The 11,815-nt window shown below is 45.7% G+C and carries 10 protein-coding genes; 5 read left to right on the plus strand and 5 right to left on the minus strand.

Translation table 11 applies throughout. The features are described from left to right. Positions 1-341 precede the first annotated feature (341 nt). A complete protein-coding gene (locus ACLJR2_RS01745) occupies positions 342-1,016 on the plus strand; it encodes a dienelactone hydrolase family protein (protein WP_000588699.1) in 675 nt (224 codons plus the stop codon). On the opposite strand, the gene ACLJR2_RS01750 is transcribed toward ACLJR2_RS01745, so the two are convergent. The 3 genes from ACLJR2_RS01750 to ACLJR2_RS01760 form a co-directional block, all read right to left on the minus strand. Beyond that, positions 1,013-1,474, minus strand: a complete 462-nt coding sequence (locus ACLJR2_RS01750) for a DUF302 domain-containing protein (protein WP_001654330.1) — start codon at positions 1,472-1,474, stop codon at positions 1,013-1,015. The genes ACLJR2_RS01745 and ACLJR2_RS01750 overlap by 4 nt on opposite strands. A 204-nt stretch (positions 1,475-1,678) precedes the next feature. Beyond that, the gene (locus ACLJR2_RS01755) at positions 1,679-2,590 is read right to left on the minus strand and encodes an STM4504/CBY_0614 family protein (RefSeq protein WP_000556769.1); all 912 of its coding nucleotides are present in this window, start codon (positions 2,588-2,590) and stop codon (positions 1,679-1,681) included. Between the two features lie 353 nt (positions 2,591-2,943). Next, positions 2,944-3,552 carry a DUF1062 domain-containing protein gene (locus tag ACLJR2_RS01760; RefSeq protein ID WP_000864865.1) on the minus strand — a complete coding sequence of 203 codons (609 nt, stop codon included), beginning with the start codon at positions 3,550-3,552 and terminating at the stop codon, positions 2,944-2,946. 488 nt (positions 3,553-4,040) lie between these two features. On the opposite strand from ACLJR2_RS01760, the gene ACLJR2_RS01765 reads away from it, so the two are divergent. From ACLJR2_RS01765 to ACLJR2_RS01775, 3 genes are all read left to right on the plus strand, one after another. Continuing rightward, complete coding sequence (locus ACLJR2_RS01765) at positions 4,041-4,298, plus strand: YjhX family toxin (RefSeq protein ID WP_001054380.1); 258 nt, start codon at positions 4,041-4,043, stop codon at positions 4,296-4,298. A 4-nt stretch (positions 4,299-4,302) separates the two neighbouring features. Beyond that, a complete protein-coding gene (locus ACLJR2_RS01770) occupies positions 4,303-5,934 on the plus strand; it encodes a methyltransferase domain-containing protein (protein ID WP_000979791.1) in 1,632 nt (543 codons plus the stop codon). 620 nt (positions 5,935-6,554) lie between these two features. Next, complete coding sequence (locus ACLJR2_RS01775; RefSeq protein ID WP_000532937.1) at positions 6,555-7,271, plus strand: YebC/PmpR family DNA-binding transcriptional regulator; 717 nt, start codon at positions 6,555-6,557, stop codon at positions 7,269-7,271. Positions 7,272-7,750: 479 nt separating this feature from the next. Here the strand turns inward: ACLJR2_RS01775 and ACLJR2_RS01780 are convergent, their stop codons facing one another. After that, complete coding sequence (locus ACLJR2_RS01780) at positions 7,751-8,626, minus strand: phosphorothioated DNA-binding restriction endonuclease (RefSeq protein ID WP_000199885.1); 876 nt, start codon at positions 8,624-8,626, stop codon at positions 7,751-7,753. 77 nt (positions 8,627-8,703) lie between these two features. Beyond that, a complete protein-coding gene (locus ACLJR2_RS01785; protein WP_000422448.1) occupies positions 8,704-8,898 on the minus strand; it encodes a hypothetical protein in 195 nt (64 codons plus the stop codon). 309 nt (positions 8,899-9,207) lie between these two features. Between ACLJR2_RS01785 and ACLJR2_RS01790 the strand changes: the two genes are divergently transcribed. Beyond that, positions 9,208-11,815 (plus strand): STY4851/ECs_5259 family protein (locus ACLJR2_RS01790; protein ID WP_410957913.1); only part of this gene is annotated, 2,608 nt, incomplete at its 3' end.

Below are 11,815 nucleotides of genomic sequence, written 5' to 3' on the forward strand. Positions count from 1 at the left end.
TGCCCGTCCGATGCGATTTCCCGGTATCAGACTATAGCATTTGTAAAGAGGGATAGCACGCGTAGCACACCAAAAACGCGAAACTGGTCAACCAACAAAATAATAATGCGCCCCGTTTCGCTAGTGAGGCCAGATGAAAGGAAAGGCAATAGACAATACACGACTGATGTTCCACCTTTAGCCCTGATGCCTGAATATGAACAGCACATTGGTTTACCAATATAAAATTTATCAACCAAAAATCAGGCCATAAAATGTGTCTGTACATTGACAGGAACAATGTCTCTGACATAGCGTGATCGGCGAAAATCCAGCCGCTCTCTTTGTATCAAGAACGCGTTATGATAAAAGACACCGTGTTTTTCGCCCCAGGCGTATCCGGGGGAAGCAACGCCTCCAGTTTGTCGAGCCGCCATCGCCGGGCAGCGATTATTCTGCATGAAATTTATGGTATTAACGCTCATATCCAACGCGCAGGCCATGAATGGATGACGCGCGGATTCGACATCTATATTCCCGCGCTGTTTCCTCACCATACCCCCTTTCGCTATGAACAGCAGCAGGAGGCTTACCGTCACTTTTCAGCAAATGTCGGCTTTGATCCCGCCGTCGTTACCACATTACTCCACGAGCTCAGAACGCAGTACGAGACGCTAATCGTCGTAGGATATAGCGTCGGCGCAACGCTCGCATGGCTAAGTGCAGCCAGTGGGTTATGCGATGGCGTCATTTGCTATTACGGTTCCCGTATACGCCAGTACCTTCATCTTGCGCCTCTCTGTCCGGCACTGGTTATTATCGCGCGCTATGAGCCGGCGTTTGATCCCCTCGCCATGCGACAGACGCTGGAAAAGCGCCCCCGGGTGCAGTGTAAAATGTACGATGCGCGGCACGGGTTCTGTGATGCTGATTGCGCCACCTTCGATGCCGCCTTATCTCATCAGGTAATGGACGATGTGAGCGCATTTATTCGCGACATCACCCGTGCAAACACATCGCCCGATTTTCAGCTTTAGTGGAGACTTTTTTCAACGAGCTGTTCCAGTTTTTTCAAAGCCTGTATATCTGCGGCATCAAGACCATAACGTTGCAGCGTTTCAGCGGGATGATAACTGACTAACGTTCGCCCATCGGCTTGCTGGCTAATGAGCACCCGAAACGGTAAATCCAGTGCCAGTTCGGGATGCGCCAGCATGAGAGGCGTTCCGCCTTTAGGATTGCCAAAGACCAGAACCGTTGTCGGCGGCATTTTCAGGTTAACATTCTGTGCCGCTCTGGCATGATCAAATTCCCCAAATAACACCAGACCGTGATCGGCGACAGCGTGCATCAACCGCGCTCGGGTCTGCAAATAGTCATAAGCGCTGTAGGTTTTAACCATGGTTATCGCTCCATCCTCCGTTGCAAAGCCAGGCCTTATTAAGATTAACATCAGGGTTACCGCCAATAAAAAAGGCTTTAAAATAGTGCTCATTCTTCTCTCTCCCTGACCCAATACCCATGAGTAAATGCGACACAGATGATATGCAGTTTAAAAATCAGTCATCGTACTGTACCCCTTATTATTGCACTGAACAGCTCATCACTAAAAAAAGAGACGGCAGAACAAAAAATTCCGACGTCTGAACAAATTTAAATAACGATGATCCAGTCTGACTGAGCGACAGCGCGATCATTATTATGGCGAGACACTATCTTCTTCAGCCCGCTGGGTAAGAAAAAATATACTCCGCTCAGTAAGATAATAAATACTACAGGCCAACTCTTCAGAGATACGGAGCATCATTGCGTAGTGATGATGCGATTTTTCTGGCGCCATCGGCAGAAATATTTCTGACTCCAGCACGTTACTTAAAAAATGAAATTTATGTGCATATTCAGCAGATATAACGCCTCTCGCCATCAGATTAGTCATTAAGGTATTTAAACTATCTTGTTCATGATATACGATACCTTTTCTCTCATGAATTCTGAGAAGAACGCTTCTGAAGACTGCATGACATTCCTTTACGACACAGGCAAAATCATTAAGCATCAGGCGATTATACGCTTCCATAAGATCATATTCGACAAAGCCATACTCTCCAGGAGAGTACAAATAATAACATATGTTTTTAAGCCGTTTTATTCTGCGCAACCTTACAATCCTACCATTTTCATATCGATATTTTAAACCATGCTCATGAAATATATTATTTAATTCACTAATCGCCTTATCCGGTTCTAACCCAAGCGTAACTTCATAGGTCCGAAGGTAGGTATCTATATAGTTAAAAGCAAGCTCAATGGTATCAATATGCTTTCTTTTATCATCTGTTTTTAATAACAGATTACTCATTTCATCCAGATATGACGTTGAATGCGCATATAAGGTGAATAAGCCATACTCTTTGCGCAACGTTTTACATATTCTTCGATAAACTTCGTCAGAATGACTATTATGATAGCAGTATAATGTCATATCATAAAAAGAGGAGCAATTCCCTAACGTATTAATAATCAATAAGATTATTTGCTCGCGTATTTCTAACGGAATATCTTCATATAACAGATCGCTATGCCTTAGTGAGTATGGTCTAAAGGTGTGCATTCCTCCCCCTGTAACCGCAACAGAAAAAATTACGCTATGAATAGCGCCACATTACTCTAATTCAGTGGTTCAGGTATTAATATCAGCTCAACAGTGAGCCATTTTTTCTTATTTTTTAATGGTGTTGCGTGAATATTTATTTACTCTACAGATAATTGTAACCCATCGCCCTTTGTCATTCTGCTGATCATCACTGGTGCGAAAACGTCTGGATTATCCATGGCATTCAGCCTTCACTAAATGCCACAGACAAGGGTTATTCAACTAAAGCTCACCTGTCCCTTAGTCCTTCTTTCATTCCGTTACGTCGTTGCCATACCAGCACACTTAAACGTAAGGTGAGCTTATTATTTTTATCGACGGGTCAGAACAATCCTTCGCCGGTCATACAGTGTTTCAACTGAGAGCTGCAAATCATATTTCGCATTCTTCAGTTTTCGCGATTTAAGCATTTTCATCGTGACGCCACTTATTTGCCCTGTTTCAATCCGTCTCTTGATTTCGGCTGCGCTTAGCAGGAGTTGCTTCTTCAAAATCGACAGCAGGCTGACCTGAAAAGAACGGGAAATCCTGACGCTAACACTGACCTGCTTGTGGGAGGCGATACTGACCAGCCACCGTTCCTGAATGTGAAAATCAGGCTGCCCCGATAATTCAGCATTGTTTCGCTTCAGGATCGCGTTGTCATAAGCAAAATATTGCACCGTGGCGGCATCATTCGCCATCAGTCGGCCATAAAGATCGCGGTTAATTTTGCTGACTGGCAGGCGCGAGAACAGGGAGATATTCCAGGTGTAATCGCAGTGTGTGCATTTATAGATACTCCAGACATCGAGTACCTTCTTTTGCGAATTAACCCGAAATGCCCCAGAAGGCGTGAAGTCCCGTTTTACGCTGCATGAAGGGCAACGTTTCGCTATGCGCTGATACCCCACAGGAGTGACAGTCCATATGACTTTCATAACGTACCTTTTTTAACCCATACAAAACCGGATCCGAACTCAGCGGACCATAAATGTTTATGTATGAAAAATATTTAAGTGATATTTTTCAGTGGGTTAAAAAAAGATTTCCAACGCAACAACCCTGTCAATGGCTAAAAAGATACGCCGAGACTATCAAAGCGGCCATTATCGGGTATATGAGTTTAATCAATATTCATTATGGTAATTGCGGGAGCTATTCATCTGATACGCTAAACGTCATGAGCCTCCCTTTGAGATCACACTTTTCACTCCCGGTTATTCACTTACAGAAATCAGGTGTTATCATTCACGACGTAAATACCTTTCAACTCAACCCGAGGCTTTGATGCTGGAGAATGTCATCATCTGATAATCAGTTCCCCGACCTTTTCAGGCCGGACTGATTATCAATGCGCCGAAATCGAATGCGGACACCGCAGTGTGTTTGCACGTTTTGCCTATGATGATTAAACAGGTTCTTCAGTATGAATTTATCCCGTCAGGAACAACGTACCTTACACGTTCTCGCCAAAGGCGGACGCATTACGCACATCCGCGATGCGTCAGGCCGCGTCACCGCCGTTGAGTGCTATAGCCGCGAAGGGCTGTTGCTCGCCGATTGCACGCTCGCTGTATTCAAAAAACTCAAAACCAAAAAGCTGATCAAATCCGTTAACGGTCAGCCCTACCGCATTAATACAACCGGGCTGAACAACGTTCGCGCCCAGCCTGATAATCGCTAAGGAGATGATGATGGATATCAGCGCCGTTATTTTTGCAACGCATCGCATTCGGCTATTACCCGATGAAGGCAAAATCCCCTGGGACGAGCCAGCCTTCAGCCAACGCATGCTGGAAAATCATCTGTCACAGGACCACGACTGGGCCAGCCGCCGGCTAACCGTGATTGAGCAACAGGTAACATGGATTACCCGTCAGTTACCCGCTGGCGCCCGCATTCTGGATCTCGGCTGTGGACCCGGTTTTTATACCCGCCTGTTAGCGGAGCGTGGGTTTCACTGCACAGGCGTAGATTTCTCTCCGGCATCCATCACATGGGCTCGCCAGCAGGCGCAAGCCGCAAACCTGAATATTGACTACATTCAGCAAGATATTCGTACATACCACCCCACGGAACCTTTCGATTTCATTATGATGACGTTTGGGGAACTGAATGTCTTTAGCACTGCGGATGCGCAAAGCCTCATCAGTCATTGCGCGCAGTGGTTGAAACCGGACGGCAAACTGCTTGTTGAAGTGCATACCTTCGATGAAGTTAAACGCCAGGGCATGGCGCAGCCAGGCTGGCAGCGTTGTCCGCACGGCCTGTTTCTTGCCGTGCCTCATCTGCTGTTAACGGAAAATGCCTGGGATGAAGAGGCTCAAACCAGCTCAACGCAGTTCTGGGCGATAGCGGAAAACGGCTGTACCACCCGTTTCGGCAGTCAAATGAAGGCCTGGCGCGATGATGAATATATCAGCCTGCTTGGTGATGCTGGCTTCACTGTGTTGCAGCGCCCGGACAGTCACACCTGGCCGGTCGGCGAGACTTTTGCAGGCAAGCTGTTTGCGCTGCTGGCTGAAAAAGCATCCACTTCTGAGGGTATTGCCCTCAGTAAAAGGAATAACCCAATGGATATCCCACGTATTTTTACCATTAGCGAAAGCGAACACCGTATCCATAATCCGTTTACAGCGGAAAAGTACGCCACACTGGGCCATGCGTTACGCATGAAGCCAGGCACGCGGATTCTCGATCTCGGTAGCGGTTCGGGTGAGATGCTCTGCACCTGGGCTCGCGATTACGGTGTTATAGGTACTGGCATTGACATAAGCCCGCTCTTCACCACACAGGCAAAACAACGTGCAGAAGAGCTCGGCGTCAGTGAATACGTACATTTTATTCATAACGACGCGGCCGGTTATATCGACGAGGAAAAATATGACGTGGCGGCCTGCGTAGGCGCGACCTGGATTGCGGGCGGTGTCGCGGGGACAATAGATCTGCTGGCCAAAAGCCTCAAACCTGGCGGGATCATTCTCATCGGTGAACCGTACTGGCGTCGGATCCCCGCAACGGAAGAGATCGCCCACGCCTGTGGCGTCTCATCCGTCGCCGATTTTCGTCCCCTGCCCGAGCTGGTCGCCTTTTTCGACCAACTCGGCTATGACGTAGTGGAAATGGTGCTGGCAGACCCGCAAGGCTGGGACAGATATGAAGCCGCGAAGTGGATGACCATGCGCCGCTGGCTGGAGGAAAACCCTGACGATGCGTTTGCACAAGAGGTTCGAACAGAACTGACGGTAGCCCCCAAACGCCACGTCACCTGGACGCGAGAATACTTTGGCTGGGGCGTATTTGCGTTAATCGCGCGATAACGTGAAGCAGGAGGTATAGCCTACAAGAGGTATACCTCCGTTTAAAAGTATGCAACAAATTAACACGGCTCAAGGCGGGAATATATCGTCTTAGAGACTATCCCACCAGGCGTTATTGGCGCAGCCAGTTTGGACACGGACAGCGCGCAAAAACCGGAGCGTACACGTAGTACGTGAGGTTTGACTCGCTACGCTCGCCCTTCGGGCCGCCGCAAGCGGCGTTCAAAACGCTAACGCGTTTTGGCGAGCACTGCCCAGGTCCAAAATGGCAAGTAAAATAGCCCTAATGGGATAGGCTCTTAATTTCGCCATTAAGTTTCTGCCACAATATGTCGCAAGACGTGCAAGCGTTCCACCTCACCTGATGAGCGAAACCACCATCAATAAGAAGTTATTGCTGTGATTCAATTATTAAAAATAAAAAAAGAACCAGAAGAAAATTAAAAAATGGCTTACCCACCATATTAGCCATTGTTAAAATCAAAGTACCCCCCCGTAAAAGCTGGATGTTTTTATTTCTCATAGACGAGAATTTATATATTATGATATAATACGGCAGAAAAACATGCAGGTTATTAACCTGCCATTAATGTAAATAATTTTTTGAGGAGATGTTTCCAGTGGGACGTAAATGGGCAAATATTGTTGCTAAGAAAACAGCTAAAGACGGTGCAACGTCTAAAGTATATGCAAAATTTGGTGTAGAAATCTATGCTGCGGCTAAACAAGGTGAACCAGACCCGGAATCAAACTCAGCTTTAAAATTCGTTATTGAACGTGCGAAACAAGCACAGGTTCCAAAACATGTTATTGATAAAGCCATTGATAAAGCCAAAGGTGGCGGAGATGAAACGTTCGTGCAAGGGCGTTATGAAGGCTTTGGACCAAATGGTTCAATGGTTATCGCTGAAACGTTGACGTCTAATGTTAACCGTACGATTGCTAATATCCGCACAATTTTCAATAAAAAAGGCGGGAATATCGGAGCGGCAGGTGCTGTCAGCTATATGTTTGACAATACTGGAGTGATTGTATTTAAAGGAACAGACCCTGACCATATTTTTGAAATTTTGCTTGATGCTGAAGTTGATGTTCGTGATGTAACCGAAGAAGAAGGAAACATCGTTATTTATACTGAAGCTACAGACCTGCACAAAGGAATCGCAGCGCTAAAAGCAGCTGGAATTTCTGAATTTTCAACAACAGAATTAGAAATGATTGCTCAATCAGAAGTTGAACTTTCACCAGAAGATTTAGAAATCTTTGAAGGACTTGTTGATGCCCTTGAAGATGATGATGATGTGCAAAAAGTATATCATAACGTTGCAAACCTCTAATTATAAATTAAACAAATCTGTCTCTATGGCAGATTTGTTTAATTTATAAAGCTGTTATAAAAAAGTCTATCTGGCCAGATATATAGATCTTTAAATTTATGTGTCTTATCACGACCTGATCTGACACATAGCTTTGAAAGATTGAGAGTTACCGGTTTTGATATAGTGTCGAATCCTTATATAAAACATGAGGTAATTTTCATGTTTCATACGACAAATCCCGTCAGCAAGCTAAGCAAAAGCCAACAATATCGGGCTACTTACAATCTCCCTGTGTTCTTTAAGATGCCGCGTCTCATAAATTCCGCTTGCGCTCATGATGGCTCATCTGGCGCTCTACGCGTCGCTTGACTACAGGTGTGACTCCACCAGCGCGCTACAGACCATAGTGCGAGAACCGTGGCCGATTACTTTGATGCCTTTGATGTGGAGCTATTTTTAACAGATAACGTATACCACACTCAAAATACTCCCCCAGATCAATGCCCTCCTCTGAACACCTCTTTCCTATGCCATTCCACAAACCGCTCGCCCGGATAATTTTCTTTAACCGGGGGCAACGCGATCTCTTTCCCCGCAAAATCCCAGAACAACCGCTGTACCACTCCGCCACCATTCACCGCGTCGGAAACCACCACGCGCATATTTTCATCCAGGCCAATCGAACCACGATCGAACGCTTTATGATGAATTGCGCACAACGCCAGGCCATTAGGTACTTCACAAGGACCATGATGCTGCTTCCATCTGATATGGGCTGCTTCAAGGGCTATAGGGGCGTTGTCGTGGCGCATATTGAAGCCGCAGACCGCACATTGATAATTGTAAGCTCGTAGCACCGCCTGGCGGAATTTCGGATCGCGTTGCCTGAGAGAGGTGCGAATATCAAAACCCATCTCGTCAGCGATGTCTTCCTGAATACTGGTCGGAAAATGCGCCTCAAGGATCTGCTGCGCCAGCGCGTCGATTAGCTTACGTTTTTTTGTTACCAGCGCGAAATTGTCGACATCAAACCCACCAGCAACATTATATTCAATGAGTTCACGTTTAGGTGGCTGGCGGCTACCGCTGGTTGAGCAGAATTCCGCGTTTTGCAATTCCCAGAAACCATCGCCCTTCAAACGCCAGAACGGCATATCCGGGCGCTGCTCACGGCGCTGTGGCCCATAGCGCTCCAGCAAATCCAGCAATTGCTCATGAATTTCAGAACCATAATCAAACAGGCGATCGTGACCCTGCCGATAGTGCGAGAGGACATATAACAGCAATAACGGCTTATGCGGCGCTCGCTGTTCGCCTTTGCGCCAAATAGTAATATTTGATATCGCTTGCTTGAGGGTTTTGTCAGAGGTCATTACGTTGAAGAATCCATGAGCACATAGTTGCGATGATTCTCTCCCAGTGGATCATGGTGCGGGCGGCGAGCTGTGCATCACCCTTTCGCGTCCTCAAGATAACGGGCGGCAAGCATTTCAGCGGATTCGATGCCTGCGATACCACTGACTGCTTTGTCGTAGAGCCAACCGATGATGGACTGGAAAGAGCGCGGGCGGTGGGATGGAGGGAGGTCGTCAGCGCTTTCGTCGTCCTCGTCTTCGTAGTTTTGGTATTCGTTATTCAGCTCCATATCACCCCTTTGTAGGCAGGCAGATAAAAAGAAGGCCTTAACCATCGTAAAGACGGTTCTGGCCGGAGGTTCAATGGGATGATATGGGGTTGAAAAGATTTGGAGCTACAAATCATCTCCTTACAGATTAAAACAAATGGCGAGTAGCCCTCCGTATAATAAACTTAGCTTATTGATTAAAATCAAACTAATATCAATTTCAAATTTAATTAAATTCATAATTCAATTATTGTTATCTGTTTTTTTTCAAAATAACAAAATGTTATAATAACTTTCAGCCATTCACTGTTCTAATGCAAGGAGCTTGCTTTGAGTCAGTCCGAATACACATCCATTCTAAAGTGTACCCCATGGCTAGCTAAATTCCTCACCCGCAGAGGATTGAAGCAACCAGACCATCGTCCGTTATATGAATACCACGCAACGAGTGAAGAATATGATGAATTGAAATGGCTGCTGCGATCTATAGGGGTACCCGATGGTTATAAAAGTGATAAAGGGTACGCAGCCTGTTTCACATTGTTCTGCTCAGAGTGGTATCGAAGAGATTATGAAAGGGAGTATGGATGGGCATGGGAGCCAATTTACAAGACGATAGGTATCTCAGCATCTTCCTCGGAAATGGGGAAAATTATCCCTAAAGGCCTGGATGGTTACTGGGGGCGTCCAGTGCGGTTTTATGACACAGAAAGGCGGAATTTCTTAGGTTCCTTATTCAGTGAAGGCGGCCTACCTTTCAGGTTGCTAAAGGAATCTAATAGCCGTTTTCAGTCGATGTTTTCTCTCATTCTAAATCAATACGATCAGGCTAAATATTCTAACATTTCCACGTTCGCGTTAGTCCATGCAGCGGTAGAAAAATCATCCCTGCCAGTCGTTTTCAAAGAGGATACTTCAGTTGAGCTTATTAGTCGGATGGCTGAACAGTTAGTATCTCTTGTTCAAATTTATGATTTGAGTAATCATACCGAACCCGTAAAAGAACTTGAACGTGTTCATCCTAAGTGGCGTGACAGTTTCCCTGTTCCTCTCGATGATGATACGGGTACCAGTTTCCTTAATGGACTTTTACGAACAGCTTCTACTGAATCAAAACCCCGCCTTCAAAAGAATAAAACCACTCTCTGTCAGTTTTTATGGTCAGAAAATCATCCTGAAGCCGTCCAGGCCCTCATTTCTCTGCCTGAAGAGCTGAGTTTTTCAATTGATATTGAGCCTTCAACAACGCGCTTCGAGCTTGCTATCTATGAAGATGGTAACGAAATCGCAAGTCTGGGACCTGCCTATGCAACGCTAAGTAACTCCCAGGCAAAAATAAAAGTTCGTAAGCGCGAGATTAAATTTTACCGAAGAAATCCTACGGTCAGTTTGTTTATTGTGGCGAGAGCTGGGGGTATGTTTGTCGGCTCCAATCTTTTAGAAGGCAGTGAAGTTGCGGTTGGCGATGTTCCATTGGTTTTTGTTTCTGATAAAAATGAATGGCTGTTACAGGGACAAGCCTCTTGCAGCGTACGTGGCAGCCATGTACTTATTGTGCTGCCAAAGGATGGTTGTCTGGCTTCAGAACATGAGGATTGTGACTCTGGCTTTTCGGCTTTGGGATGCCGTGCTCTGACCATCAAAGGTCGCCAGGATATCATTATTGAAGGCGACGAAACGTACCGCATAAAGACTGGAAGGGATCAGATTATCCATGCTGGATTCTCTTTCCAGGGGAAGCGGTTAAATTGGACAAGTTACCCGGATGAACTCTTCCTCGGTGTTCCTGGGATTACTCAACATTCTGAGAATCTATCAACGCACCATTACAAGCGTTTTTTCAACGGAACATTTATAGATAATTGTGATGTACAAGAAAAAATGGGAGCACAGTTTATTTCGGTGCGTAACGAAAATAATGAAACGTTATTGCGTAAGAAAATTGGTATTCTCCCCAATGATTTTAGTCTGGAAATAAAAAATGGACAACAGGCGAACGAAGGTTCTGTCATTATTACTACTCAGCACCCTTGTTTGTATAGCTTGAAGGAAAAAACACTTGAAGTTGGAAGGAAGCGGTTGCCCGGTAGTACAGAAATAATGATGAAGGCGGAGGGCATTCCTCCTGCATCAATTTCATTACAAATAACGCCAAACCTCACTGCAAACCCGATTGTTATTTGGTTACCATTTCCTGCACGAGGCTGTCTTGCGTTCGATAAAGATGAGAAGCCTCTCCCGAAAAATTTAACGATTAACGATCTTCTGGGTGCCAGAGCATATCTTTTCGGAAAAAATGGTGAGCCTACGCGATACCAGCTTGAACTACGTTTACGTTCGCGTAGTGGAATGCAGGCCTTGTATGAGTGGCACTACAGTGCGGGAGAATGTCCGGTAGAGCTTACTTTATATAGCTTAAGGGAACATATTGATAATTTACTCTCCCTGGAGGAAGGAATTGATCAAACAGTTGATATGCGCATAAAAGGAGGTGGTAGTTCTTTTACCTGGCAGATCCGACGTTATAAATATAGTCTGGACTATGATCGTGGCAGGCAGATTCTTCTCGCAAACTCAATAAGTAATCGTACAGGCCAGATCCCTTCGCCCGTCATTATGTTACTCAGCGAACCGGAGAGAAAAGTTGTACCGCTGACGTCAAGAATGAGCGAAGGTGTACCAGTTGGTGAATTTGAACTAAGTTCGATAATACAAAAGAATGGCCCATGGCTGGTGCTGCCGAAACCAGGTGAAGAAGCCTCATTTCGACCTTGCTTTATTGCAGGTGAGCCGGTAATTCAAAGCGACGCGACAGCAATACAGTCTTTACAAAAAGCAAGAGAGCGTTCAGAATTCTGTGTCACGTTAAAAATTCTACAGCGTCATCACATTATTCAGCCGCCCTTCAAAATAAATCGCCAACTGCGACAATGTCAAA

This window comes from Salmonella sp. SAL03688, assembly GCF_046551895.1.
Taxonomy (GTDB): Bacteria; Pseudomonadota; Gammaproteobacteria; order Enterobacterales; family Enterobacteriaceae; genus Salmonella; species Salmonella enterica.